We start from the raw sequence: 25,386 nt of genomic DNA, 5'->3' as shown, positions 1-25,386 counted from the left end.
GGGCATGGATAGCGCGGGGCGGCCAGTGCGTCCATATAAAGTTCTGTAACGCCGGCAAGCGGCAAACACGGAAACGTTACGAAATTGTAATCACGTCTTCCCTTGAAAAACCACAATCGGCCTCTCATTTCATAGTCACCGGCGCCTGATCACGCCGCAGTCTGAAAGAGGCCCGTCCCCCGCCGCTTCAGACTTGGACAAAGGCCTTATCCCCCCTCTCCGGGCCTTTGTCCCTCTTTTGAAGAAGCCGCCGTGGCATCCGCCTCCAGCCACGGCGGCCTCTTCGTTTTAGCCCCTTTTCGAACGCCCCTGCATCACCCGAAAACATCGGCCGAACGCATAGATCGCCTGCGATTTATCTTGAGGGGACGGCAAAACGCGCCTATCGATTCGTTATGGCTTTCGATCGTTCAGATTCTGCCACCTACCTCACCGCTCAGCTTGCCCGCGGTTTCGCCCGCGCCCTGCAGAGCCGGGCGACGAAGCTCGGTTTTTCCGCCGGCCAGTTCCCCATTCTTCTCGAACTCTGGAACGAGGAAGGTCTCACCCAGAGGCAGCTCCTCGATCGGGTCGACGTCGAACAGGCGACGATGGCCAACACGCTCGCCAGGATGGAGCGGGACGGCCTGATCGAGCGCAGGCCGCATCCGCAGGACAGACGGGCCCAACTGATCTTCCTGACGGACAAGGCGCGTGGTCTCAGGAAGGAAGCGCTTGATGCGGCAAGCGAAGCGGACGAAGCGCTTTTTGTGGGCTTCCGCCGGTTCGAAAAGGAACTGATGCTGGAATATATCCGCTGGGCCATCGACACCGCCCGCAAGCTCGAACCTTAAAATATCCGTTTCCGCGGGGTCGAAACCGGCGCGCCTTTGATCTATCGTCCCGCCGATTTGAACCGCGCAGGATCTATGCCATGACCGATATTTCAGCCGTTCTCGCCAGCGCCGACAAGGCACTTCCGCAGAGCCTGGACCGCCTTTTCGATCTCGTGAAAATTCGTTCGATCTCCACCGACCCCGCCTACAAGGCCGAATGCCGCAATGCTGCGGAATGGCTGGTGGCGGATCTCGTTTCGATCGGCTTTACGGCCTCGGTGCGCGACACGCCCGGCCATCCGATGGTGGTCGCCCACCATCCCGCCGCAAGCGCCGGTGCGCCGCATGCCCTGTTCTACGGCCATTACGACGTGCAGCCGGTCGATCCACTGAACCTCTGGGAAAACGACCCCTTCGCCCCGGCGATCAAGGAGATCGAGCCCGGCCGCAAGGTCATTACCGGCCGCGGCACCGCCGACGACAAGGGCCAGCTCATGACCTTCGTCGAGGCATGCCGCGCCTACAAGGACGTGCATGGCAGTCTGCCGATCAACATCACCATCCTGTTCGAAGGTGAAGAAGAATCGGGTTCTCCATCGCTCAAACCCTTCCTCACCGCAAACGAGAAGGAATTGAAGGCCGATTTCGCCCTCGTTTGTGACACCGGCATGTGGGACCGGGAAACGCCGGCGATCGCGGCCGCCCTGCGCGGGCTCGTTGGCGAGGAAATCGTCATCAAGGCCGCCGACCGCGACCTGCATTCCGGTCTCTTCGGTGGCGCTGCGGCAAACCCGATCCATATTCTGGTCGACATTCTCGCGGGCCTGCATGACGAGACCGGTCGCATCACGCTTCCCGGTTTCTACGAAGGCGTCGAGGAGACGCCGGCTAACATCAAGGCCTCCTGGGAGACGCTCGGCCGGACGGCGGAGAGCTTTCTCGGCGAGGTCGGCCTCTCAGTTCCCTCTGGAGAAAAGGGCCGCTCCGTGCTCGAACTCACTTGGGCGCGGCCGACCGCGGAGGTCAACGGGATTACCGGCGGCTATACCGGCGAGGGTTTCAAGACCGTCATTGCGGCACAGGCCTCCGCGAAGGTTTCCTTCCGCCTCGTCGGCGATCAGGATCCGGCGAAGATCCGCGAGAGCTTTCATGCCTATGTGCGCTCGAAGCTTCCGGCGGACTGCTCGGTCGAGTTCCACCCGCATGGCGGCTCCCCGGCCATCCAGCTCTCCTACGACTCTCCGGTGCTGACCAAGGCGAAGAATGCACTTTCCGAGGAATGGCCGAAACCCGCCGTCGTCATCGGCATGGGCGGCTCGATCCCGATCGTCGGTGACTTCCAGAAGATGCTCGGCATGGATTCGTTGCTGGTCGGCTTCGGACTGACCGACGACCGCATCCATTCGCCAAACGAGAAGTACGAACTGCAGTCCTTCCACAAAGGCATCCGCTCATGGATCCGCATTCTGGATGCTCTCGCCGCAGGCTGAGGCAAGAGAGGGACCCGCGCGCCGCCTTTCGGCGCGCGGATGAGCCAAAAAACAAAAAGGCCGGGCAAGCCCGACCTTTCGTCTCCCGTTTCAACGCCCCTGCCAGTACATCCGTGGTCAGGGGCGGAAACGGGCAATGCGCATTTCCAAGTGTGCGATCACGGCCCTGTGGCCATTCACATCACCCTTCGACAAAGAGGATCGCGCGAAGTGCTTAACAGCAGCTTAACGCCGCTGATCCCTTTGCCCCGAAATGTTGCGGCAGCCATTTGAAGGCGCCGCTGCACTGGTTGATCTCCATATGGGTGGCCTTTCCTGCATCTTCAAGTCCGGCAGCGCAGCCCTCTGGCTGGAAAGGCGTCCCCCCCCGGGGGCCGGCCGATCCCGACAGCATTTGCCCTTGCCCGGCTTCCGCCGATCCGTTTAGATGATGCCATGAGCCTCGAATCCGTCCGCACCTTCTTTTCCGAAAATGCCCCCGACATCTCCGTCATCGTCACGGAAGCGAGTTCCGCGACGGTCGCGCTTGCAGCCGAGGCCCATGGCGTCGAGCCCGACCAGATCGCCAAGACGATCTGCCTAAGGATCGGCGAAGAGGTCGTGCTTGTCGTTGCAGCCGGCACGAAGCGTCTCGACAACCGCAAATTCAAGGATCGCTTCGGGGTCAAGCCACGCATGCTCGGCGCCGAGGAAGTGGTCGAGGCGACAAGCCATCCGGTTGGCGGCGTCTGCCCTTTCGGCCTGCCGTCCGACCTCAAGATCTACTGCGATATCTCGCTCAAGCCCTTCGATGAAGTCGTGCCCGCCGCCGGCGCCACCAATTCGGCGGTGCGGATCGCGCCCGGACGGCTGGCGGAACTGACGGATGCGGAGTGGGCCGACCTCTGCCAGTAACGGGCGGCGCAGCAGTTGCATTCCGGGTGTGGATACAGGCGTTTACCGCATCTTAACCCCCCTTTAAATCGCCTCAATTAATGTTCAGTGCTTCAGTCGCATCTTCCGCTTGTCATGCGGCTGTCATTCACCGCGCGGAACGGGCTCGGCAAGATCGAGCATCGAGGGCGCAAAAGGTTCTGGAGCAAGATCGCCGCCGATGGCAAGCAAAGGCAAATCCCGCGAACGTGTCGAACCCAGCTTCGGAGGAAGCGACGAGGACGAGAGCGAGATTCGCATCGACGCTGGCGACCGGATCGGTGCAAGAGGCGGCAAGCGCACGAAGGCTCCCGCGAGCAGGGCCGAAGCATCGCCGCGCGACCCCCGGGGCAGACGCAAGGAAAAACAGCGTTCGAGCGGTGGCGGACTGACCGGGTTCATCAGCCGGATGGTTTACTGGTGCATCGTGCTCGGCATCTGGGGCGCGATCGGGGTCGCCGGCATCGTGTTCTACTACGGCGCACGCATGCCGAGCGCGAGTTCCTGGTCGATCCCCGAGCGTCCGCCGAACATCAAGATCGTCTCCGTCGAGGGCACGGTGATTGCCAATCGCGGCGCGACCGGGGGCGAGGCGTTGGCGCTCGAGGACATGTCGCCCTTCATACCTCAGGCCGTCATCGCCATCGAGGACCGACGTTTCTATTCCCATTACGGCATCGATCCACTCGGCCTTGCGCGCGCCATCGCCACCAATCTCGTTTCGGGCCGCATGGTGCAGGGCGGTTCGACGCTGACCCAGCAGCTCGCCAAGAACATGTTCCTTTCGCCTGAAAGAACGCTGGAACGAAAGGTGCAGGAGGTTCTACTGTCCTTCTGGCTCGAGCATAAGTTCACCAAGGACCAGATCCTCGCAATGTATCTGAACCGGGTCTATTTCGGTTCAAACGCCTATGGCGTGGAGGCGGCCTCGCGGCGCTATTTCAACAAGTCGGCGCGCGACGTTAACCTCGGCGAAGCGGCGCTGCTTGCCGGTCTGCTCAAGGCCCCTTCCCGCCTTTCCCCCGCCCGTGATCCGGCGGCCGCGGAAGCCCGCGCCCAGCTGGTGCTCGGCGCCATGCGCGAAGAGGGGTTCATCACCGACGACGAAGTGAAGACGGCGATGACGCAGTCGCCCACCCAGGCCAAGCGCTACTGGAGCGACGCCGGGCAATATGTCGCCGACATGGTTGTCGATGAGGTCAAGTCGCTTGTCGGAGAAGTCAAGGAAGACCTCGTGGTCGAGACCACCATCGACATGACGCTCGAGAAGAAAGCCGAAGCGGCGATTTCCGAGACTATCGACGCTGAGGGAAAGAAACTGAACGTCTCCCAGGCCGCCCTCGTGTCGATTGACGGCACCGGCGCCATCCGGGCCCTTGTCGGCGGCAAGGACTATGCCGAAAGCCAGTTCAACCGGGCCGTCAAGGCCAAGCGCCAGCCGGGCTCGGCCTTCAAGCCCTTCGTCTATGCGGCCGCCATGGAGATGGGCCTGAGACCCGATTCGGTGCGAAACGATGCGCCGATCCGGATCGGCAACTGGACCCCGGAAAACTACGATGAAAAATATCGCGGGCCGGTGACGCTTGCCGGCGCGCTTGCCGAATCGCTCAATACCATCGCCGCGCAGCTGGTTATGGAGGTCGGTCCCGATCATGTCATCAAGCTCGCCCATCGCCTCGGCATCGAATCGGAGCTGCAATCCAACGCCTCGATCGCGCTCGGGACGTCGGAGGTATCGCTTCTGGAGCTGACAGCCGCCTATGCGCCGTTCATGAATGGCGGCTACAAGGCCACGCCGCATATCGTCCGCCGCATATCGACGCCCGACGGAAAGGTAGTTTACGAAAACGATTATGCCGATCCCCCCCGCGTCCTGAGCGAGGGGGTGGTGTCGGTGATGAACCGGATGATGAAGGGCGTGATCGACAACGGCACAGGCCGGAAGGCCAGGATCAAGGGCTGGGAGGCGGCAGGCAAGACAGGGACCACCCAGTCTTTCCGTGACGCTTTGTTCGTCGGCTATACCAGCAATCTCACTACAGGCGTCTGGTTCGGCAATGACGACGGCACCTCGATGAAGAAGGTGACTGGCGGCGGCCTGCCGGCGCAGGCGTGGCACGACTTCATGACGACGGCCCATACCGGGCTGACGCCGGCGCCGCTCAATGGCGGCACCTATGTCGAACCCACCATCGAACAGGAGCCGCAAACGACCATCGGCACGATCATTTCCGACGTCTTTTCCGGCGGCGGCGAGGAACGCTATCCGGCCCAGCCGCAGCAGCAGCCGGCGGGAGACGTCGGGCTTGCGGCACCTTTGCCACCCGGCGAGATGGCGCCGTTTCCGCCGGAAGACATTCCGCAGGGGCCCCCGGATGGCGCGATCCTGGAAGGTCCCGTGCCGCCCGGAGAGGTGGGCGGGCCCGTGCCCGCAGGCCGGCGCCGCACAACGCTTCTCGACATCATCATGGGGCAGTGACATGGAGAGCGGCGGCCGGTCTTGCATTCCGGTGCGCTCATCGCCATCTGCCGAAAGGCATGCCCGGCGCAAGGCTCGGATGCTATCCCTGCGATAACGAACCGGCCTTCGTCTGGCTGCAAACGGCGGATCGCATGCTCTGCCAATCTGTTCTTTTTACTGGATTACAGCGGAATTCCAGCCTTGCAGTCAGAAAAACCGCTTCTTATATACGCGACATAACCGCAGCGAGGACTGCGATATCCCAGACCATCCACGTCGAGGGGCTGTCAACGGAATGCCTTTTCGGGGTTCCGATAGCCTGCTTCAAGGAGAGAATGACATGGCAAAAGTAATCGGTATCGACCTTGGAACGACCAATTCCTGCGTCGCCGTCATGGACGGCAAGGATGCAAAGGTTATTGAAAACTCCGAAGGCGCACGCACCACGCCCTCCATGGTGGCATTCACGGACGACGGCGAACGCCTCGTCGGCCAGCCGGCCAAGCGCCAGGCGGTCACCAACCCCACCAACACGCTGTTTGCCGTCAAGCGCCTCATCGGCCGTCGCTATGACGACCCGACCGTCGAAAAGGACAAGGGCCTCGTGCCGTTCCATATCGTCAAGGGCGACAATGGCGACGCTTGGGTAGAAGCCCAGGGCAAAGGTTATTCCCCGGCACAGATCTCCGCGATGATCCTTCAGAAGATGAAGGAAACCGCCGAATCCTATCTCGGGGAAAAGGTCGAGAAGGCCGTCATCACGGTTCCCGCCTACTTCAACGACGCCCAGCGTCAGGCCACCAAGGACGCCGGCCGTATTGCCGGTCTCGAAGTCCTGCGTATCATCAACGAGCCGACGGCTGCCGCACTCGCCTACGGTCTCGACAAGAAGGACGGCAAGACGATCGCCGTCTACGACCTTGGCGGCGGTACCTTCGATATCTCGATCCTGGAAATCGGCGACGGCGTCTTCGAAGTGAAGTCGACCAATGGCGATACCTTCCTCGGCGGTGAAGACTTCGACATGCGTCTTGTCGAATACCTGGTTGCCGAGTTCAAAAAGGACAACGGCATCGACCTGAAGAATGACAAGCTCGCCCTGCAGCGCCTCAAGGAAGCTGCGGAAAAGGCCAAGATCGAACTGTCGTCCTCGCAGCAGACCGAAATCAACCTGCCCTTCATCACGGCGGACGCCACCGGTCCTAAGCACCTGACGCTCAAGCTGACCCGCGCCAAGCTGGAAAGCCTCGTCGACGATCTCGTCCAGCGCACCATCGCGCCCTGCAAGGCAGCGCTGAAGGACGCCGGCGTCACGGCTTCGGAAATCGACGAAGTGGTCCTCGTCGGCGGCATGAGCCGCATGCCGAAGGTCCAGGAAGTGGTCAAGCAGTTGTTCGGCAAGGAACCTCACAAGGGCGTTAATCCGGATGAGGTCGTCGCTCTCGGCGCGGCCATCCAGGCAGGCGTTCTGCAGGGCGATGTCAAGGATGTGCTGCTGCTCGATGTGACCCCATTGTCGCTCGGCATCGAAACGCTCGGCGGCGTCTTCACCCGTCTGATCGATCGCAACACGACGATCCCGACGAAGAAGAGCCAGGTCTTCTCGACCGCCGAAGACAACCAGAACGCCGTGACCATCCGCGTCAGCCAGGGTGAGCGCGAAATGGCAGCAGACAACAAGCTGCTCGGCCAGTTCGACCTCGTCGGCCTGCCGCCGGCCCCGCGTGGCGTACCGCAGATCGAAGTGACCTTCGATATCGACGCCAACGGCATCGTGCAGGTTTCGGCCAAGGACAAGGGCACCGGCAAGGAACAGCAGATCCGCATCCAGGCCTCCGGCGGTCTCTCCGACGCCGACATCGAAAAGATGGTCAAGGATGCTGAATCGCACGCTGCCGAGGATAAGAAGCGCCGTGCAGCCGTCGAAGCCAAGAACCATGCCGAGAGCCTGATCCACTCCACGGAGAAGTCGCTCAAGGAATATGGCGACAAGGTTTCGGAAACCGACCGCAAGGCTATCGAGGACGCTATTGCCACCCTGAAGACTGCGATCGAGGCTTCGGAACCGGATGCCGACGACATCCAGGCCAAGACCCAGACCCTCATGGAAGTCTCCATGAAGCTCGGTCAGGCCATCTATGAGGCGCAGCAGGCGGAAGGCGCCGGCGATGCCGAAGGTGGCAAGGATGACGACGTGGTCGATGCCGACTACGAGGAAGTCAAGGACGAAGACGCGAAGAAGTCGGCCTGATGCAGCAGCCGAAGCGACGTTTCACCGTCATGGGGCTGGCCTTCGGGCCAGCCGCATTTTCATTGGCCCTTTGCGTGGCCTCAGCTTCCGCTCAGGAAGCAAGCCAGTTGGAAGGGGTCTATCGCAAGGTGAGCGCCGCCGAGGCAGCTATTGCAAAGTCGATCGGCGCGGGCGACAGTCGACAGTTATCCAGAACCGGCAGTGAGCTTGGCCGGGTTATCGAGGCGGCGCTGAAGCGTCGCGACGAGGGCCAGGCCGTTTCCGCTTGCGACATGGCCGCTCATTCTCTGGCCTATGTCGCCGTATCGGCGGCCGATGGACTGGCGAATAAGGGCGAGGCCCGCAAGGTGCTGATCGAGGATGCGCGAGCCGCCGCGTCCGACTTCCGGAAGGACATGGCAGCCTGCGAAAAGCAGGCAGGCAAGAAGACTGGCAGCCACACGAGTGTGGAGAAGGCTTTGAGAGCTTTGTAGGACCATGGCAAAAGCAGATTTCTACGAAACCCTCGGGGTAAGCCGGACAGCGGACGAGAAGGAGCTGAAGAGCGCCTTCCGCAAGCTGGCGATGAAATATCATCCGGACAAGAATCCCGACGACAGCGAAGCAGAGAAGAAATTCAAAGAAATCAACGAAGCCTACGAGACCCTGAAAGACCCACAGAAGCGTGCGGCCTATGACCGGTTCGGTCATGCCGCCTTCGAGCAGGGCGGCATGGGCGGTGGCTTCAATCCGGGTGGCGGCTTCTCCGGCGGCGGCTTCTCCGACATCTTCGAGGACATTTTCGGCGAGATGATGGGTGGCGGTCGCGGCGGACGGGCGCGCTCCAGCGGCGGACGCGAACGCGGCGCCGACCTCCGCTACAATATGGAGATTTCGCTCGAGGAAGCCTTTACCGGCAAGACAGCACAGATTCGCGTACCGACGTCGATCACCTGCGACGTTTGCACGGGAACGGGCGCCAAGCCCGGCACCAAGCCGACAACCTGCGCCACCTGTCAGGGCTCGGGCCGCATCCGCGCCGCCCAGGGCTTCTTTTCGATCGAGCGCACCTGCCCCACCTGCCACGGGCGCGGCCAGACGATCTCTGATCCCTGCACCAAGTGCAACGGCCAGGGCCGCGTGACTGAGGAACGGTCGCTTTCGGTCAACATTCCGGCCGGCATCGAGGATGGGACACGCATTCGTCTGCAGGGCGAGGGCGAGGCCGGTCTCAGGGGCGGTCCGGCGGGCGATCTTTATATCTTCCTGTCGGTGAAACCGCACGAGTTCTTCCAGCGGGACGGCGCCGATCTCTATTGCTCCGTACCGATTTCGATGACGACGGCCGCGCTCGGCGGCACGTTCGATGTGGTGACGCTCGACGGCTCCAAGTCGCGCGTCAGCGTTCCGGAAGGCACGCAGGCCGGTAAACAGTTCCGCCTCAAGGGCAAGGGCATGCCCGTGCTGCGTTCGTCGCAGACCGGGGATCTCTATATCCAGATCCAGATCGAGACGCCGCAGAAACTTTCGAAGCGTCAGCGCGAACTCCTTCAGGAATTCGAGCAGCTTTCGTCGAAGGAGAACAATCCGGAATCGACAGGCTTCTTCGCACGGATGAAGGATTTCTTCGACACGCTCAGCGACTGAGCGAAGCTCCCGTCTTGCACGAAGGGCCGGCTCCCCTGGGGTCGGCCTTTCTGTTTGTTCCGTTTCACACCGCTTTCGTGCGCGGCAGGCGCATGATGAACCAGCCGAAACGACGCTGTATCAACGGTGCGATGCCGTAGACGATCGAGAACACCATGATGGGCGCCAACAGCGCCGTCCGCTGCCACAACGCCCAGCCTTCGGTCAGCGGCGTGAGAATGTAGAGAATGCCCGTCACAAAGGGGTAGATCGCAAGAAGCATGAGAAAGGCGAGCCGCAGCCTCGACGGCTTCGGGATGGCAGTGGGTTCGGGCACTCGATAACCTCCATAAGAACGGTACGTTTCGTTCTATATAGGAACGAGCCGTTTCGTTCAATACCGGTTCATGTTATCCTTTGCAAAAATCCGGGAGGAAATCATGGAAACTTCATCGCCCGCTTCGTCCCGCCGGACGTCGATCGGCTCCCAACGCAACCCCGACAGCGAGGAGGCTATCCTCTCGGCCGCAGAGGCCATCCTGAGGGAAGCGGGACTTGCGGCCTTCTCGATCGAAGCCGTCGCGCGCCGCGCCAAGGCCGGTAAACCGACGATCTATCGCTGGTGGCCATCGAAGGCTGCCTTGCTGCTCGACGTCTATCATCGGCAGAAACACCACGGTCATATGCCGGACACCGGCGATGTGCGGAGCGATCTCGCGCTGTTTGTCACCAGCCTGCTCGCTTTCTGGCGTGACGATGGCGGCGCGATCTTTCGGTCATTGATCGCGGAAGCCCAGAGCGACCCGGCCGCTCTCGAGGCGCTCCGCCGGTATCTGCTGGAAAGATGGCGACAAAGCGGTGCGATCATACAGCGGGCGCAGAAGCGCGGCGAGGTCAGGCCGGAGATCGATTCCGATCTGACGATCGAGATCTTGAGCGGCTTTGCCTGGAGCAGGCTGCTGACCGGACGGCTCGATTGCAGCGAAGACGAGATCAGAGCCGTCATAGACGCCGTCGTCGGCGGGATTGCGGCGCGCTGACAATATTCAGTAATGCGGCGGCCGGGTGATCGCGGGCGCTTCGAGACTCTGCTCTTCAAGCGAGAGGAAGCGCTCGGTCAGCCGGTCGAGCTTGGCGCGGGTCTGTTCCACGACCTTCCATTGTTCGGCCAGTTGATCGGACAGTTCCTCAATGACACGGGACTGGTGCGCCACGGTTTCCTCAAGGCGCGTGATGCGGTCCTCCTGATCGACCATGAAAAACCCTCCGGTATTGGAGCGGCGACACGCCAGCTCCCCTAGTCTGGTCATGCCGGAGCGGACGGGCGGGGTCAATGGATCAAGCGCGAAGCAATTATCGCTGCTTCTTTTTCTTGTAGGGCATCAGCATGATGGCGGATGCAGTCACTGCGGCCGCGAAGGTCAGCCCAAGCGGCACGGCGATCATGAGCGTCGGCAGGATCGGATTGCGGGCGCGGCCAAGATGCGTGCCGAGGCCGCCGATATCGAGCCACATCAGTACGACCGCCACCGCGATCCCGAGCCCCGCACCGAAGAGAGCGTTGACCGCCAGGAACCGCAGCATTTCCCAGTGGTCGCGACGGGCTTCCTCCGGGGTCAGTTCATCTCGGTCGGTTGTCATCGATCATTGCCTTCATAAGATCAGGCGGAAAGGATACATCCGCGTACCCTTCGGGTCCATGCATCAAAATGGTCGAGCGGCTTCATGCGCGGCTGTCGAAAACCTTCCCCTCGCCTTGCCATTGTCGGGCTTTCATCCTAGCTCAGGGCGACACCCGATCCGGATCCCATGACGCACAAAGTTTTCATCCACCGCCTGAAGCTCACCGACTTCCGCAATTATGCGGGATTGTCGCTAACGCTCGATGCGCGCCATGTCGTGCTGACGGGAGAAAACGGAGCGGGAAAGACGAACCTGATGGAGGCGGTGTCCTTCCTGTCCCCCGGACGCGGCCTGAGGCGCGCCGTGCTGGCGGATGTCGTCCGCGTGGGCGCTGCAGGCGGCTTTTCCATCTTTTCCGAGATAGAGGGCATGGAGGGCGACGTCGAGATCGGGACCGGCACCGAAAGCGACGAGGAAACCGTGGTCCGCCGGCTGCGCATCAACGGTACGACGGCCAAGTCTGTCGACGAGTTGACCGATCACCTGCGGCTGCTCTGGCTCACGCCCTCAATGGATGGGCTGTTTACCGGCCCCTCCTCCGATCGCCGGCGCTTTCTCGACCGCCTGGTGCTGTCGCTCGATCCGGCACACGGCCGCCGCGCCAGCGATTTCGAACGTGCCATGCGCAGCCGCAACAAGCTTCTCGCCGAGGGACGTTTCGATCAGACCTGGCTTTCCGGCATCGAGCGCCAGATGGCGGGCCTCGGCGTCGCCATGACCATGGCTCGGCGCGAAATGATGGGACTGCTGCGCGGACTGCACGATCCGGGCGGCGGCTCGGGACGTTTTCCGACGGCGGAGCTCTCGCTCACGGGTTTTATGGACGACGAGGACATGGGGTCTCCCGCGATCGAGCTGGAGGACCGCTACGCCGAAATGCTGGAGGCCGGCCGTTACCGCGACGCCGCCGCGGGCCGCACGCTCGACGGGCCGCACCGGGCCGACCTACTGGTCCGGCATGTGGAAAAGGCCATGGACGCGGAGCGCTGCTCGACCGGCGAACAGAAGGCGCTGCTGGTCGGCCTGATCCTTGCCCATGCGCGGCTCGTCGCGACGATGACCGGCCATGCGCCGATCCTCCTGCTTGACGAGATCGCCGCCCATCTGGACGAAAACCGGCGGGCAGCCCTGTTCGACCGGATCGATGCGCTTGGCGGCCAGGCTTTCATGACCGGCACCGACCGGGCGATGTTTTCGGCACTCGGAGACCGTGCCCAGTTCATCACCATCCGCGACGGAACGGCGTTGCCGTGACGGACATGCCTTTTCGCAGCGGTGCCATCATGCGATAAAGCCGCCATGGACAAGCTGACGCCCGAGGAAATCTCCCGCTACCATCGCCACATCCTGCTGCCGGAAATCGGCGGGGCCGGACAGCAGAAGCTGAAGGCCGCGCGCGTGATGGTGATCGGCGCAGGCGGCCTCGGTGCGCCGGTGCTGCAATATCTCGCTGCCGCAGGCGTCGGAACCATCGGCATCGTCGACGACGACCGGGTGTCGCTCTCCAACCTGCAGCGGCAGGTGATCCATGACAGCGGCACGATCGGGGAGGAGAAAACGGAAAGCGCTGCCCGCGCCCTTCTCCGCCTCAATCCCAATGTCCGGGTGGAGCGCTTCGAGCAGCATTTCGAACCCGATTTCGCCGGCTCCTATCTCGGCCGCTTCGACCTGCTGATCGACGGTTCCGACAATTTCGAAACCCGCTATGCAGCGGCCGACGCTGCCGAAGCCCGCAAGATCCCGCTCGTCACGGGAGCAGTCGGGCGTTTTGACGGTTCGCTGACTGTGCTCAAACCCTATGAAGCGACGGCGGGCGGAGGCCTCAATCCACGCTACCGCGACCTCTTTCCCGAACCGCCGCCAGAGGGCCTCGTCCCCTCCTGTGCGGAGGCCGGCATCGTCGGAGCGCTGACCGGCGTCATCGGCACGCTGATGGCCATGGAGGCGATCAAGCTCATAACCGGTATCGGAGAGCCGCTCATCGGGCGCCTGCTGCTCTATGACGGGCTCTCGGCCCGGTTCGACACCATCCGCTACCGCCGGCGCAGGGCGACTTCGGGAACATGACGATCAAGCTCAACCGCCTCGATGACCGCTTCGAGCGATACGACGAACTTCTCGACCTGATCCTCAGGGCCTTCGCCTATATGGATGGCGCCATCGATCCGCCGTCATCGGCCCATCGCCTGACATCCGACCTGCTGCGCAGGAAGGCGCAAGAAGAAGTAGGCGTTGTGGCATCGCAGGACGATCGACTGGTCGCTTGCGCCTTCTTCAGGCCTGAACCTGGATCGCTCTATATCGGCAAGCTTGCGGTGCTGCCGGAGGTGCAGGGAAAGGGCGTCGGGCGGCGGTTGCTGGCGGAAGCCGAAACCGTGGCTGAAGCCCTCGGGCTTGTAGAACTCCGGCTGGAAACCCGTATCGAACTTTCCGGCAACCACCGTCGCTTTGCAGCCTGGGGCTTCCGCAAGACTGCAGAAAACAGCCATCCCGGCTACACGCGGATCACATCGATCGAAATGCGCAAGACGCTCGCCTGAGTGCCGCTAAAGCGTTTCGCGTTCCTCCGGATTCGCTGCGCGCTTTAAGTCCCTGTTTTATTGAATGTCATTGCCGCAGAACCGCTGCGCACGCCTGCGCGGCGGGCAATGTCAGGTGCGGCTGGGCAGGACGCGGTTCGGCGGACGGTGGCCGTCAAAATAGGTCCGGATGTTGATGATGACCTTGTCGCCCATGTCGATGCGGCCCTCGATTGTCGCCGAGCCGGTATGTGGTAGAAGCACGACCTTGCCCTCATTGGCGAGCTTGACCAGCTTCGGATTGACCGCCGGCTCATTCTCGAACACGTCAAGACCGGCGCCGGCGATCTTGCCCTGGCGCAGGCAGTTAATCAGCGCATCCTCGTCGATGATGTCGCCACGGGCGGTGTTGACAATGTAGCTCGTCGGCTGCATGAGCGCGAGCCGGCGCGCCGAAAGAAGGTGGAAGGTCGCGGGTGTCGAGGGGCAGTTGACCGAGACGATATCGACCCGAGCCAGCATCTGGTCGAGGCTGTCCCAATAGGTCGCCTCCAGTTCGTCTTCCGTGGCCGGATTAACGCGCTTGCGGTTATGGTAGTGGATCGACAGGCCGAACGCCTTGGCGCGACGCGCGACCGCCGTGCCGATACGGCCCATGCCGATAATGCCGATGCGCTTGCCCCAGATGCGGCGGCCGAGCATCCAGGTCGGTGACCAGCCGGCCCATTCGCCGGGCTTGTCAGTCAGGATACGGGCGCCCTCGACCAGCCGGCGCGGCACAGCCAGGATCAGCGCCATGGTCATGTCCGCGGTGTCCTCCGTCAACACGTTCGGCGTGTTGGTCACCGTGATGCCTTTGCGGGCGGCGGCATCCACGTCGATATGATCGAAGCCGTTGGAGAAGCTTGCGATCAGCTTCAACTGCGGGCCGGCCTGCTCGATCAGCGCCGCGTCGATACGGTCGGTTACAGTGGGGACAAGAACATCCGCGGTCTTCACCGCCGCAACGAGTTCCGGCTGGGTACGCGGCTTGTCGTCGACGTTGAGTTCGGCATCGAACAGTTCGCGCATGCGCGTTTCCACGGCGTCCGGCAGTTTCCGGGTTATGTAGACCTTGGGTCTTTTCCTGTTCGTCATGGGAACGTTCGATGCCTTGTTTAGAGGTCGTTAACCAAGCCGGGGCATACTTTCCCCGTTCAGGGCATTTTCTACCAAACCCGCAGGCGAAGACAAACAAAACTCTCAAGCCGGGGACCGTTTTGTGCCGGGGTCGGTGCAACTGCATCCTGATCTTCAAGGAAATCCTTGGATTCGTTGAGTGATCGGAAACGCCATGATTCAAATTCTGCCCCGCGCCCTCCTTGTTGCTTGTCTGTCCCTGGGGCTGGCGGCGCATGCCGGAGCGCAGGCCGTCTCCAAGGGATCGAGTGGCCTGCCACTGCCGCGCTTCGTCAGCCTGAAGGCCAAGCGCGTCAACCTCAGGATCGGGCCGAGCACCGACTATGCCGTGTCGTGGCTCTACCTCAAATCGGGCCTGCCCGTCGAAATCATCCAGGAATACGAAAACTGGCGGCGTATCCGCGATGCGGATGGAACCGAGGGCTGGGTCAGCCAGACGCTGCTTTCCGGTGAACGGACCGCGGTCGCGGCGCCATGGATGCGTGGCAATGGCGACAATGTCTATGTCACCATGCGCCAGGATTCGCTGCCGAACGCCTCCGTCGTCGCCAAGCTGGAGCCCGGCGTCGTCGTCAAGCTCGATGAGTGCAACGGCAACTGGTGCCGCGTCGAGGCAGGCGGCGTCACGGGCTGGGTGAACCAGGGAGAAATCTGGGGCGCCTATCCCGGCGAAGCCTTCAAATAAGGCCCGCTTCGCGCCCGGCTTTCTCAAGCGATGTCAGCGGGCGCGGACCGATCTGCTGGATCACGATGCCGGCGGCAAGGCAACCGAGCTTGCCGCAATCCTCCAGGGAACGCCCCTGCGTATAGCCGAACAGGAAGCCTGCCGCAAACAGGTCACCAGCACCTGTGGTATCGACCAGGGCGGCGATCTTGCTGGCTTCGACCTTAACCCTTTCCTTGCCGCGGAGAATGATGGCACCCTCCTCGCTCATCGTCACGGCCGCAAGCTTGCAATCGGCGGCTATCTTCTCCAGCGCCAATTCGAAATCGTCCGTTTCGTAGAGCGACAGGGCTTCCTGCTTGTTCGAGAAGACGATGTCGACCGTGCCCGAGCGCATGAGGTCGAGGAACTCGCCGCGATAGCGGTCGACGCAAAAGCTGTCGGAAAGCGTCATCGACATTTCCCGACCGTTCTCATGGGCGATGCGGGCGCATTCGAGGATGGCCTGCTTGGCGCGCGGCGGATCCCATAGATAACCCTCGAAATAGGTGACTTTCGCATCGGCGACGACCTGGGGCTCGACATGCTCCGGCCCGAGCTCCACGCAGGCGCCGAGATAGGTGTTCATCGAACGCTCGCCGTCGGGCGTGACGAAGATCATGCTGCGCGCGGTCGGCGGGTTCGTGCCTTCCGGCACGGTTTCGAAATGCACACCCTGGGCGCGGATGTCGTGCTTGAAGATCTGACCGAGCTGGTCGTCGGCGACCTTGCCGAAATAGGCCGCCTTGCCGCCGAAGCTTGCAATACCTGCGGCCGTGTTGCCGGCGCTGCCACCGGAAGCTTCCACCGCGGGCCCCATCAACGCATAGAGCTTCTCGGCGCGTTCGGCGTCGATCAGGTTCATCGCCCCCTTGGTAATCTCGTTGTCGATCAGAAACCGATCTTCGCAGCGCGAGATAATGTCGACGATGGCGTTGCCGACGGTGAGGACATCAAACCTGCTCATAAAATGCGGATCTCCAATTGCACGGTGATCCGGTCATACCCGTTTTTCTTCCGTTTGGAAGCAGAAACGGCGGCCTTGGAAGAAATATGCCCTTCGTCATCCCGCTGTCATGCAGCTCTCCTAAAAGAACTCCAAGTGAAGACGGCATGTGACCGCGTATCGGTCAGCCGTTCACCTCGGGGCATGATCGCCCTGACTGCGGTTCCCTGCTGACCACGGATGTACTGGCGGCATGGTTCAAGACCCGATCTTTCGGGCGGAAGCGGGGTCTTTCCCCGCTTTTTTCTTTTCGGCCACCGCCCTCGCCATGCAGCCCTGCATTCCTGTCATTCGTCAAACCGTACTGGCGGGGCAGCTTCCGGCGCGCTAGAAGTTCACCTTCGCACTCCTCGACCTTTCCGTCCCCCGAAAGCTTCCCAGCATATGTATGCCATCGCCCATGACGTCCTTCCGATCTTCATTCTGATCCTCATCGGCTGGTCTCTGGTCAAGACGAGGGTACTCAACGCCGATATCGGAGAGGGGCTTGGCGAGTTCGTCTTCAAGGTCGCAGTTCCCGTGCTGCTGTTCAGGACTATTTCGCAGGCTGATTTCCACGGCGCCTCGCCCTTCAAACTCTGGGTCGCCTATTTTGCCGGCGTAGGCGTCACGTGGACGATAGGACATCTTGTGGCCACCCGCCTTTTCGACCGCGACGAACGGGTCGGCGTATTGGCCGGCGTATCCTCCGCCTTCGCCAACAACATATTCATCGGCCTGCCGCTGGTCGAACGCACGGTGGGCGCGGAAGGTCTCGTTCCGCTGTCGATCCTGCTTGCAGTGCATCTGCCGCTGATGATGGTCATCGGCACGGTCCTGATGGAGCGCGCGGAACAGATGGCGAGCGGGCGCCCCTCCCGCGGCCTCAAGGCCGTGCTGCGCCAGATCGGCAGCAACCTCGCGCGAAATCCGCTGGTGATCGGCCTCGTCGCAGGGCTCGCAGTCCATCTCAGCGGACTTCATCTTCCGGACGTGCTTGATGGAGTGGTGGCGCAGATCGCGACCATGGCCGCGCCGGCAGCCCTGATCTCGCTCGGCATGGCGCTCAACAAATACGGCGTTGCCGGCAACATGCGAATTGCCGGCATCATCTCCGCCCTCAAGCTGCTTGTCATGCCAGCCACCGTCTGGGGTGCCTGCCATCTGCTCGGTCTCAGTCCTGCCTGGACCGCAGCGCTGGTGCTGACCTCATCGGTCCCGACAGGCATCAATGCCTGGCTGATCGCCAACCGGTTCGGCGTCGGCCATGCGATCGCTGCGTCCTCGATCACACTCACCACCGCGCTCGGCGTGCTCAGCGTGACATTCTGGGCCTATATGCTGCAGCAATAGGGAGCGCGACGGAAGCGGCAGGCCGCCTAAGCGCATCGTGAGCTTTCAGGTTCGCTCAACAGTTTTGCGCGACATGCTTCAAATGAAAAATGCCCGGCGGGACCGGGCATTTGCAGAATGCAACTTCGACCGAAAGATTAGTTGGTCGCGGCTGGCAGAGCAACCGGCGCGTCGGACAGTGAGCGGAGATAAGCAAGCAGGTTGGCGCGCTCGTCTTCCTTCTTGATGCCGGCAAAGCCCATCGCCGTTCCGGCGATGAACTTCTTCGGAGCCGTCAGGAAGTGGTTGAGGTTTTCAAAGGTCCAGGTAACCGAGCCGCCCTGCGAGAAATCCTTCATCGCGGCGGAATAACCGAAACCTTCATGAGAGGCGATCGGCCGCTCGACGATACCGTAGAGATTGGGGCCAACTTTGTTGGGTCCGCCCTTGGACCCGTCATGACAGCTCGTGCATTTCTTGAAGACGGCTTCACCGGCCTTTGCATCGGCGCTGGCAAGCAGCGTGGCGATCGGGGTTTCGACAGCGGCTGCGGTTTCCGCGCCGCCCTCGGCTTCGCCTGCCGATTCGGCAGCGATCGCAAAGCCTTCCTTTTCAGGCTTTTCGGAGTGGAAAATGCCCTCCGATGTGATGGAAACCGTCATCAGGACGAATACGGTTCCCAGAAGAGCCCCCACGCCCATGTTCACATATGAGTTCATCTGCAACGCTCCCCATGCAGCCGGCTGATCAGCCCGGATGATCTTGAAATCGCGCGGAACCTATGTCTTTTGCTTGACAGTTGCAACACGATTGTGATCCCCAGACTGGGACTTTTTGACACTGTTTTGGCTGATTTTGAAGGGGCCGGCGATGAATAATCCAGATTTGGGAAAGGTCCTTGTGCTCATTCCCGCGCGCATGGCTTCAACCCGCCTGCCCGGCAAGCCTCTGGCCGACATTTGCGGCCTGCCGATGATCGTGCAGGTGGCCAAGCGCGCCCGGGAAGCCCATGTCGGTCGAATCGTCGTCGCAGTCGATGATCGGCGGGTTTTCGACGCCGTTGCCGACGCCGGCTTCGAAGTGGTGATGACGCGGCACGATCATCAGTCGGGCTCCGACCGTATCCATGAGGCGCTGCTTGCCGTCGATCCGGAAGGCGAGGCGGAAATCGTGGTCAACGTGCAGGGCGACCTGCCGACCATCGAGCCGGAGACCATACGGGCGGCGCTACGCCCGCTCGACAATCCGCAGGTCGACATCGCGACGCTGACCGTCGAGATTTCCGACGAGGAAGAAAAGACCAATCCCAACGTCGTCAAGGTGGTTGGGTCGGCGGTCTCCGACACGCGGCTCAGGGCGCTCTACTTCACCCGCGCCACCGCTCCCTATGGCAAGGGGCCGCTCTTTCATCATATCGGTCTTTATGCCTATCGTCGCGCAGCGCTCGAGCGTTTCGTGAGCCTGCCGCAATCGCCGCTCGAAAAGCGTGAATCCCTTGAGCAGCTGCGTGCGCTGGAAGCCGGCATGCGCATCGATGTCGAGGTCGTCCGCTCCATCCCGCTCGGGGTCGACACCCCGGCCGACCTCGAAAAGGCCCGGCGTCTCCTCGCCGCCCGGGCAAGCTGATTTCACGGATATTCACCATGACCACCTACAAGACGAACAGGATTTCCTTCCAGGGCGATTTCGGCGCCAATTCCGACATGGCCTGCCGCGACATGTTCCCGGACATGGAACCGCTTCCCTGCCCGACCTTCGAGGACGCTTTCGTAGCGCTCGAAACCGGTGAGGTCGATCTGGCGATGATCCCGATCGAGAATACGCTCGCGGGCCGTGTCGCCGACATCCACTATCTCCTGCCGCTGTCCCGGCTGCATATCGTCGGCGAGTATTTCATGCCGATCCGGTTCCAGCTCATGGTGCTGCCCGGCGTGAAGATGGATGAAATCCGTACGGTGCACAGCCACATCCACGCGCTCGGCCAGTGCCGCAAGATCATCCGCAGCAACGGCTGGAAGGCCGTCGTCGCCGGCGACACCGCGGGGGCCGCGAAACTCGTTGCGGAGAAAGGCGACCGCACGATGGCGGCGCTTGCTCCACGGCTTGCCGCCGCGCTTTACGGGCTCGACATCGTCGCCGAGAATGTCGAGGATTCGGACAACAACGTGACCCGTTTCGTCGTCCTTTCACGGGAAGAGGGCCAGCCGAGACTCACCAGCGACGACGAGACCTTCATCACGACCTTCGTCTTCAACGTCCGCAACATTCCTGCCGCGCTCTACAAGGCGCTTGGCGGCTTCGCCACCAACGGCGTCAACATGACCAAGCTGGAAAGCTACCAGATCGGCGGCAAGTTCATCGCCACCCAGTTCTATGCCGACATCGAGGGCCATCCGGAGGATGCACCGGTGAAGCGGGCGCTCGAAGAGCTTTCCTTCTTCTCGGAAAAGGTGCGAATCCTCGGCGTCTACAAGGCGCACGCCATGCGCGGAAGGCTGTAACGCCTCCCGCTCAGTGCTTCCATTCCAGCCAGTCGACGATCAGCCGGCGCGCGATGGTGCCTTCGACCGGCAGGCTGACACCCTCCGCGTGGCCCTTCTCGATGATGGCGGCGACCTCGCTGCGATCGAACCAACGGCAATCCGCCAGTTCGCCTTCGTCGCGTTCCACATCGAAGGTGACCGCTTCGGCGTAGCAGCCGATCATGAGCTGGTGCGGCATCGGCCAAGGCTGGGAGGCATGGTAGCGGACACGGCCGATCGAGATGCCGGATTCCTCCTTCGTCTCCCGGCGCACCGCGTTCTCGACGGTTTCGCCGGGCTCCACGAAGCCTGCAAGGCAGGAGTACATTCCCTCCGGAAAGCGATGATTGCGGCCAAGCAGGCAGCGGTCGCGCTTCTCATCCACCGCCAGCATGATCGCCACAGGATCGGTGCGGGGAAAGATCTCGTGCCCGCATGCAGGGCACACGCGCTTGTAGCCGCCGATGCGGCTTTCCATTTCCTCGCCGCACCGTCCGCAGAAGCGATTGTCGGCGTTCCAGCGTATGAGGCTCAGCGCCTGGGCCGCCTCGCCAAGCAGTTCCTCGCGGATGAGCTGGTCGCGAAACAGCGCGCGGGCGTCCGCCGGCTTGTAACGGGTCGCCAACTCATCGGCGCTGCGGGCGACCGGCACCGCAAGGCGCGGCTCGCCATTGGGCTGGAAGCCGAGCAATACGGCCCGTTCGAAATCAGGATCGAGCTCGGACAGCTCATAAGGCGCAAACAGTGGGTCGAGCACCTGCCCGTCATGCTTCAGCACCAGCTTGGCATCGCTGAAGGCAAGGATATGGGCCCCTTCCACGGCAAGCGCGGAGGAAAGCGAAGTCTCGTCGCGATGCTCGGCGCGGCGATCCAGGCCGTTTCTGGAAAAGGCCGTCAATTCACTGGGTTCTAGGTGGGGAGCACGGTTCAGAAAAATCGAATTCTTCATGAGTGAATGGCTTCTAACAGCTTCTTCTTGATCTCGCGGCGTTCATCGTCGGTATAGGCCTCGGCCGCGCCGTGACCCCATACAGGCCCGGGCCAGTTGGGATCGTTCTCGAAGCGGGCGACCACATGGACATGCAACTGGCGGACGACGTTGCCGATGGCGGCAACATTGATCTTGTGGGCATGGGTCAGCGTCTTCAGGCCGGAAGCGACCAGATTCTGCTCGAAAGTGAGCACGGCCTGATCGAGCGGCGTCAGTTCAAAAACCTCGGAAATCCCGGGCCGCTGGGGCACGAGAACCAGCCAGGGCCAGCGCCTGTCCTCGATCAGGCGCAGTTCGCAAAGGCCAAGCCTGGTGACCAGCGAACTGTCGCGCGCCAGCCTCTCATCCAGTGTGAATGGTTCCAAAGGCGTCTCTCCCGTCGTTTTTCCTATTCATAACAGTTTTTTGCGGGCTTGGCTTGCATTTGCTTGCGTAATTGCCGATATGTGCAGCCGGGAGGTTGGTGGTGGACGAGCCACTCGCCAACCGGGTCAGGTCCGGAAGGAAGCAGCCCTAACGAGCGCGGCACGGGTCATCGTGCCAGCCTCCCACCTTCCGTTTCATTTGGCCGTTTCGTTTGGCTGGCAAACAAGCGGTTTATTCATGCCCGGGCATCGGGTCTTCGAGAGACGCTGGCAGGGGCGATGAGCGAGTTCGAGCCTAAAGCATCGAATGCCGACGGTACCGCAACCGGGTATCGCGTTCTTGCCCGCAAGTATCGCCCCAAGGATTTCACGGACCTGATGGTCGGCCAGGAGCCGATGGTCCGCACGCTGACCAACGCCTTCGAGACCGGCCGCATCGCGCAGGCCTACATGCTGACCGGCGTTCGCGGGGTCGGCAAGACGACGACGGCGCGCATTCTCGCTCGCGCACTCAATTACAAGACCGCCGAAATCGACAAGCCGACGATCGACCTGAAGATCCCCGGCGAACATTGCCAGGCGATCATGGAAGGCCGGCATGTCGATGTGATCGAGATGGATGCCGCTTCCCATACCGGTATCGACGACATCCGCGAGATCATCGAGCAGGTGCGTTACCGCCCCGTCTCGGCGCGTTACAAGGTCTATATCATCGACGAAGTGCATATGCTGTCGACGGCGGCTTTCAACGGCCTCCTGAAGACACTGGAAGAGCCGCCCGAGCATGTGAAGTTCATCTTCGCCACCACCGAAATCCGCAAGGTGCCGATCACGGTTCTTTCCCGCTGCCAGCGTTTCGATCTGCGCCGGATCAGCGCCGGGGATCTTGTCGGGCTGTTTTCCACCATCGCGGCCAAGGAAGGCATCAGCGCCGAGAACGAAGCTCTGGCGATGATCGCGCGCGCGGCCGAGGGTTCGGCCCGCGACGGCCTGTCCCTGCTCGACCAGGCGATTGCCCATGGCGGCGGTGTGGTGCAGGCAGATGCCGTGCGCGCCATGCTGGGCCTTGCGGACCGGGCGCGTATCGTCGACCTCTTCGACCATATCGTGCGTGGCGACGTAGCAGCGGCACTCGCAGAGTTCGGCAGCCAGTACGAGGCGGGCGCAAACCCGACCGTGGTGTTGACGGACCTTGCCGATTTCACCCATCTGGTGACCCGACTGAAATACATCCCTTCCGCCGCCGAAGATCCTTCGCTCAGCGAGGTGGAACGGGTGCGCGGTGCACGCCTTGCCGAAAGCATTGCGGTCACCACGCTGTCGCGCATGTGGCAGATGCTGCTCAAGGGCATTCCGGAAGCCGAAAATTCGTCGCGGCCAGCGGGTGCCGCCGAGATGGTCATTATCCGGCTTGCCCATGCGGCCCACCTGCCGTCACCCGAAGATGCCGCCCGCCGCCTGCTGGAGCTTTCCGAGGGGGGAGAAGGTGCGGCCCCGGGCGGTGCTTCGCCGCGCGGCGGCAATGGCGGAGGCGGAGCTTCGATGGCCTACCGCACTGCAGCCGTCGGCCAGCAGAGCATAGACGCCACGGCACGCAGCATGCCGCCGCAACCCACGGCCCGGCTGCAGAGCGTCCCTGTTCCGGAGAACGCCCCCCAGAGCATGGCTCGCGTCGAGACCCGACCGGCCGAAGCAGCGCCTGTGCCGAAGGTGCCGGTCAATTCGCTGGAAGATCTTGCCGATCTTTGCTCGAAGAACCGCGACCCGAAACTCAAGGCGCTTATCCGCGCCTATGTCCGGCTGGTGCGGCTTGAACCCGGACGGATCGAGATCAATCTGCCGGAAGAAGCCCCGAAGTCGCTGGTCGGCGACCTGCAGCGGCGGCTCGAGGAATGGACCGAAATCCGCTGGATGGTCATCCTGAGCCGCGAGCCCGGCCAGCCGACGCTGACCGAAAGCGAGGCCAACGAGAAGAAGGCCCGGTTTGCGAGCGCCGAGGCCGATCCCGACGTGGCGGCAATCATGGCGATGTTTCCCGGAGCCAAGATCCGTAACGTCGTCATCAAGAGTCTCGACGATGAGGCCGACAGCGAAGACGTGGCGCTGCCGGCAGCGGCGGAGTCTGCCGAAGGCGATATCCTTCCCGGCGACGATATCGAATTCTAGACATAGTCCGAAAAGGGAGATTTCGACATGCGCGACATCATGGGCATGATGGGCAAGGTCAAGGAGATGCAGGCCAAGATGGAGAAGATGCAGGCGGAAATCGCCGCACTCGAAGTCGAAGGCAAGTCCGGCGGCGGCCTCGTGACCCTTACGCTGACCGGCAAGGGCGACCTGCGGGGTGTCAAGATCGATCCGTCGCTGTTCAAGGAAGACGACGTCGAAATCCTCGAAGACCTGATCGTTGCCGCCCACAAAGACGCCAAGGACAAGGCCGAAGCCGTGATGGCGGAAAAGACCAAGGAAATGACCGCCGGCCTGCCGATCCCGCCCGGCATGAAGCTGCCGTTCTGAGGCTGGATTTTCGCCGGGACCGGGGATTGGCCTTGCCGCGTCGCTTCACCGCTTGACGCGATTTCGAATGTAGGCCCGCCGTGCATCTTGGCTGAGAGCGCTTATTCGAAACACTTCGACGGCCAGGGATTGATCCCATCTCTCAGCCAAAGAAGCGTATCCAGCCAGAAGCCGGCCGCATGGCGGTCGTGAAATAGATCGAAATGGCCGATCCTTTCACAGGCAAGGTCCGCAGGCTCGAGCATGACCTTGGTGCACCGCGCCCCGGCGTAATAGGAAAGCGCCCGGCGGATCGCCTGCCGGGTTGCCAGAGGATCGTCGCTGCAGCCGATCGCCAGAACCGGTGCGGTGATAGCGCCGAAACGCTGCTTCAGATGCAGGGCATCTTGCGGGTCCAGTCCCTTCTCGACACGCGCCGCGCGGAAAGCCCATTCATAGGCGACGCCCGCCGGCAGATCCTCCAGCCAGCCGAGGCGGCGGCCCGGGAAATAGCCGAAGACAGTCGTTAGAGCCGGCATCGCCACATGCCATTTCAGAAAGAGGCGCGGCCGGGCCTTGCGCTCATAATCTCCCCAATAACCGTACTGGGCGCCGACCGTCAGCATTCGGGAGACAAGGCCGGCGTTTTCGGCATAACCCGGCAGAAAGCCGCCGATGCTGTGACCGACCACCATCACGGGCAGAGCCGGTTCGAGAAAGACCGCCCGCTCCAAGGCGGCGGCGAAATCCAGTTCACCCCATTGCGTCCAGGTGTGGCCTGAGCCCGCAAGCCGGAGAGGTCTCGACAATCCGATGCCGCGGTAGTCGTAGGTCAGAACCGCGAAACTGTGGCCGGCCAGAAAGGCGGCGTAGCGATGATAATATCGCGCGGCGACCCCCGTCGCCGGATTGACGACGACGACGCCCTTCGCTCTTCGCCCCCGCGGCGCCCACCAGTATCCATGCAATGGCGTGCCGTCCGCAGCAGTAAACGAGATCCGCTTTTCCTCCATTTCCGGCTCCCTCCCGTGTTCCATTCCCTTGGAAGACTATCGGAATGGCCGCTTGAGTATACTC

26 protein-coding genes and 1 other RNA gene are annotated in these 25,386 nt (G+C 62.2%); 18 read left to right on the top strand and 9 right to left on the bottom strand.

Annotation, left to right across the window (positions count from 1 at the left end; genetic code table 11):
- Positions 1-395: 395 nt before the first annotated feature.
- The 7 genes from ACLBKR_RS19185 to dnaJ all read left to right on the top strand — a co-directional run bounded on the left by ACLBKR_RS19185 (position 396) and on the right by dnaJ (position 9,555).
- Positions 396-833 (top strand): MarR family transcriptional regulator, encoded by a 438-nt coding sequence (locus ACLBKR_RS19185; protein ID WP_113486580.1) that lies wholly within the window; start codon positions 396-398, stop codon positions 831-833.
- An 80-nt stretch (positions 834-913) separates the two neighbouring features.
- A complete protein-coding gene (locus ACLBKR_RS19180) occupies positions 914-2,305 on the top strand; it encodes a M20/M25/M40 family metallo-hydrolase (RefSeq protein WP_113486582.1) in 1,392 nt (463 codons plus the stop codon).
- Between the two features lie 435 nt (positions 2,306-2,740).
- On the top strand, positions 2,741-3,199 hold the full coding sequence (locus ACLBKR_RS19175) for a YbaK/EbsC family protein (protein WP_112829921.1): 459 nt from the start codon (positions 2,741-2,743) through the stop codon (positions 3,197-3,199).
- A 199-nt stretch (positions 3,200-3,398) separates the two neighbouring features.
- A complete protein-coding gene (locus ACLBKR_RS19170) occupies positions 3,399-5,696 on the top strand; it encodes a PBP1A family penicillin-binding protein (protein ID WP_113486584.1) in 2,298 nt (765 codons plus the stop codon).
- 322 nt (positions 5,697-6,018) lie between these two features.
- Positions 6,019-7,929, top strand: coding sequence for a molecular chaperone DnaK (gene dnaK / locus ACLBKR_RS19165; protein ID WP_112829923.1), 1,911 nt, complete (start codon positions 6,019-6,021; stop codon positions 7,927-7,929).
- Positions 7,929-8,402 (top strand): hypothetical protein, encoded by a 474-nt coding sequence (locus ACLBKR_RS19160; protein WP_112829924.1) that lies wholly within the window; start codon positions 7,929-7,931, stop codon positions 8,400-8,402. The genes dnaK and ACLBKR_RS19160 overlap by 1 nt, the downstream gene beginning before the upstream one ends.
- Positions 8,403-8,406: 4 nt before the next feature.
- Positions 8,407-9,555 (top strand): molecular chaperone DnaJ, encoded by a 1,149-nt coding sequence (dnaJ, locus tag ACLBKR_RS19155; RefSeq protein ID WP_112829925.1) that lies wholly within the window; start codon positions 8,407-8,409, stop codon positions 9,553-9,555.
- A gap of 64 nt (positions 9,556-9,619) precedes the next feature.
- Here the strand turns inward: dnaJ and ACLBKR_RS19150 are convergent, their stop codons facing one another.
- Positions 9,620-9,871: a hypothetical protein gene (locus tag ACLBKR_RS19150; protein ID WP_414900028.1), complete on the bottom strand. Its 252-nt coding sequence runs from the start codon at positions 9,869-9,871 to the stop codon at positions 9,620-9,622.
- A gap of 103 nt (positions 9,872-9,974) precedes the next feature.
- Between ACLBKR_RS19150 and ACLBKR_RS19145 the strand changes: the two genes are divergently transcribed.
- On the top strand, positions 9,975-10,574 hold the full coding sequence (locus tag ACLBKR_RS19145; RefSeq protein ID WP_112829926.1) for a TetR/AcrR family transcriptional regulator: 600 nt from the start codon (positions 9,975-9,977) through the stop codon (positions 10,572-10,574).
- A gap of 6 nt (positions 10,575-10,580) precedes the next feature.
- On the opposite strand, the gene ACLBKR_RS19140 is transcribed toward ACLBKR_RS19145, so the two are convergent.
- The gene (locus ACLBKR_RS19140) at positions 10,581-10,790 is read right to left on the bottom strand and encodes a SlyX family protein (protein WP_112829927.1); all 210 of its coding nucleotides are present in this window, start codon (positions 10,788-10,790) and stop codon (positions 10,581-10,583) included.
- A 97-nt stretch (positions 10,791-10,887) separates the two neighbouring features.
- Positions 10,888-11,175: a hypothetical protein gene (locus ACLBKR_RS19135; protein ID WP_113338564.1), complete on the bottom strand. Its 288-nt coding sequence runs from the start codon at positions 11,173-11,175 to the stop codon at positions 10,888-10,890.
- Between the two features lie 168 nt (positions 11,176-11,343).
- On the opposite strand from ACLBKR_RS19135, the gene recF reads away from it, so the two are divergent.
- From recF to ACLBKR_RS19120, 3 genes are read left to right on the top strand one after another with little or no spacing between them, the layout of a single operon-like run.
- Positions 11,344-12,471: a DNA replication/repair protein RecF gene (gene recF / locus ACLBKR_RS19130; RefSeq protein WP_112829929.1), complete on the top strand. Its 1,128-nt coding sequence runs from the start codon at positions 11,344-11,346 to the stop codon at positions 12,469-12,471.
- Between the two features lie 45 nt (positions 12,472-12,516).
- Positions 12,517-13,284, top strand: coding sequence for a molybdopterin-synthase adenylyltransferase MoeB (locus tag ACLBKR_RS19125; RefSeq protein ID WP_112829930.1), 768 nt, complete (start codon positions 12,517-12,519; stop codon positions 13,282-13,284).
- A gap of 2 nt (positions 13,285-13,286) precedes the next feature.
- Positions 13,287-13,757 carry a GNAT family N-acetyltransferase gene (locus ACLBKR_RS19120; protein WP_414901836.1) on the top strand — a complete coding sequence of 157 codons (471 nt, stop codon included), beginning with the start codon at positions 13,287-13,289 and terminating at the stop codon, positions 13,755-13,757.
- Between the two features lie 111 nt (positions 13,758-13,868).
- Here ACLBKR_RS19120 and ACLBKR_RS19115 read toward each other — a convergent pair whose 3' ends face one another.
- Entirely contained in the window at positions 13,869-14,873 is a 1,005-nt protein-coding gene (locus ACLBKR_RS19115) for a 2-hydroxyacid dehydrogenase (protein ID WP_112829932.1), read from the bottom strand.
- 196 nt (positions 14,874-15,069) lie between these two features.
- Between ACLBKR_RS19115 and ACLBKR_RS19110 the strand changes: the two genes are divergently transcribed.
- Positions 15,070-15,600, top strand: a complete 531-nt coding sequence (locus ACLBKR_RS19110) for an SH3 domain-containing protein (protein WP_414900023.1) — start codon at positions 15,070-15,072, stop codon at positions 15,598-15,600.
- Here the strand turns inward: ACLBKR_RS19110 and ACLBKR_RS19105 are convergent.
- Positions 15,593-16,585 carry an adenosine kinase gene (locus ACLBKR_RS19105; RefSeq protein ID WP_113437316.1) on the bottom strand — a complete coding sequence of 331 codons (993 nt, stop codon included), beginning with the start codon at positions 16,583-16,585 and terminating at the stop codon, positions 15,593-15,595. The genes ACLBKR_RS19110 and ACLBKR_RS19105 overlap by 8 nt on opposite strands.
- Before the next feature lie 423 nt (positions 16,586-17,008).
- On the opposite strand from ACLBKR_RS19105, the gene ACLBKR_RS19100 reads away from it, so the two are divergent.
- On the top strand, positions 17,009-17,956 hold the full coding sequence (locus tag ACLBKR_RS19100; RefSeq protein WP_113447091.1) for an AEC family transporter: 948 nt from the start codon (positions 17,009-17,011) through the stop codon (positions 17,954-17,956).
- Between the two features lie 137 nt (positions 17,957-18,093).
- Here ACLBKR_RS19100 and ACLBKR_RS19095 read toward each other — a convergent pair whose 3' ends face one another.
- Positions 18,094-18,654 carry a c-type cytochrome gene (locus ACLBKR_RS19095; RefSeq protein ID WP_113447092.1) on the bottom strand — a complete coding sequence of 187 codons (561 nt, stop codon included), beginning with the start codon at positions 18,652-18,654 and terminating at the stop codon, positions 18,094-18,096.
- Positions 18,655-18,805: 151 nt separating this feature from the next.
- Between ACLBKR_RS19095 and ACLBKR_RS19090 the strand changes: the two genes are divergently transcribed.
- Together ACLBKR_RS19090 and ACLBKR_RS19085 are read left to right on the top strand one after the other, a co-directional pair.
- Positions 18,806-19,561, top strand: a complete 756-nt coding sequence (locus ACLBKR_RS19090) for a 3-deoxy-manno-octulosonate cytidylyltransferase (RefSeq protein ID WP_113447093.1) — start codon at positions 18,806-18,808, stop codon at positions 19,559-19,561.
- Positions 19,562-19,578: 17 nt separating this feature from the next.
- Positions 19,579-20,436, top strand: coding sequence for a prephenate dehydratase (locus tag ACLBKR_RS19085; protein WP_113447094.1), 858 nt, complete (start codon positions 19,579-19,581; stop codon positions 20,434-20,436).
- A gap of 10 nt (positions 20,437-20,446) precedes the next feature.
- Here the strand turns inward: ACLBKR_RS19085 and nudC are convergent, their stop codons facing one another.
- The gene (gene nudC / locus ACLBKR_RS19080) at positions 20,447-21,406 is read right to left on the bottom strand and encodes an NAD(+) diphosphatase (protein ID WP_113447095.1); all 960 of its coding nucleotides are present in this window, start codon (positions 21,404-21,406) and stop codon (positions 20,447-20,449) included.
- Positions 21,403-21,813 carry an HIT family protein gene (locus tag ACLBKR_RS19075; RefSeq protein ID WP_112829940.1) on the bottom strand — a complete coding sequence of 137 codons (411 nt, stop codon included), beginning with the start codon at positions 21,811-21,813 and terminating at the stop codon, positions 21,403-21,405. Before ACLBKR_RS19075 ends, nudC begins: the two co-directional genes overlap by 4 nt.
- A gap of 90 nt (positions 21,814-21,903) precedes the next feature.
- Here ACLBKR_RS19075 and ffs point away from each other — a divergent pair.
- The 3 genes from ffs to ACLBKR_RS19060 all read left to right on the top strand — a co-directional run bounded on the left by ffs (position 21,904) and on the right by ACLBKR_RS19060 (position 24,330).
- An RNA gene (gene ffs / locus ACLBKR_RS19070) (signal recognition particle sRNA small type) lies at positions 21,904-22,000 on the top strand.
- A gap of 92 nt (positions 22,001-22,092) precedes the next feature.
- Positions 22,093-23,979, top strand: coding sequence for a DNA polymerase III subunit gamma/tau (locus tag ACLBKR_RS19065; RefSeq protein ID WP_113447096.1), 1,887 nt, complete (start codon positions 22,093-22,095; stop codon positions 23,977-23,979).
- 27 nt (positions 23,980-24,006) lie between these two features.
- Positions 24,007-24,330, top strand: a complete 324-nt coding sequence (locus ACLBKR_RS19060) for a YbaB/EbfC family nucleoid-associated protein (protein WP_112829942.1) — start codon at positions 24,007-24,009, stop codon at positions 24,328-24,330.
- A gap of 101 nt (positions 24,331-24,431) precedes the next feature.
- Here ACLBKR_RS19060 and ACLBKR_RS19055 read toward each other — a convergent pair whose 3' ends face one another.
- Positions 24,432-25,322 carry an alpha/beta fold hydrolase gene (locus tag ACLBKR_RS19055; protein WP_113447097.1) on the bottom strand — a complete coding sequence of 297 codons (891 nt, stop codon included), beginning with the start codon at positions 25,320-25,322 and terminating at the stop codon, positions 24,432-24,434.
- Between the last annotated feature and the right edge of the window lie 64 nt (positions 25,323-25,386).

It is taken from the genome of Paenirhizobium cremeum (genome assembly GCF_047553425.1).
Taxonomy (GTDB): Bacteria; Pseudomonadota; Alphaproteobacteria; order Rhizobiales; family Rhizobiaceae; genus Allorhizobium; species Allorhizobium cremeum.
Note: the sequence above shows the minus strand (reverse complement) of the source record. Positions and strands in the feature narration are given on the sequence as shown.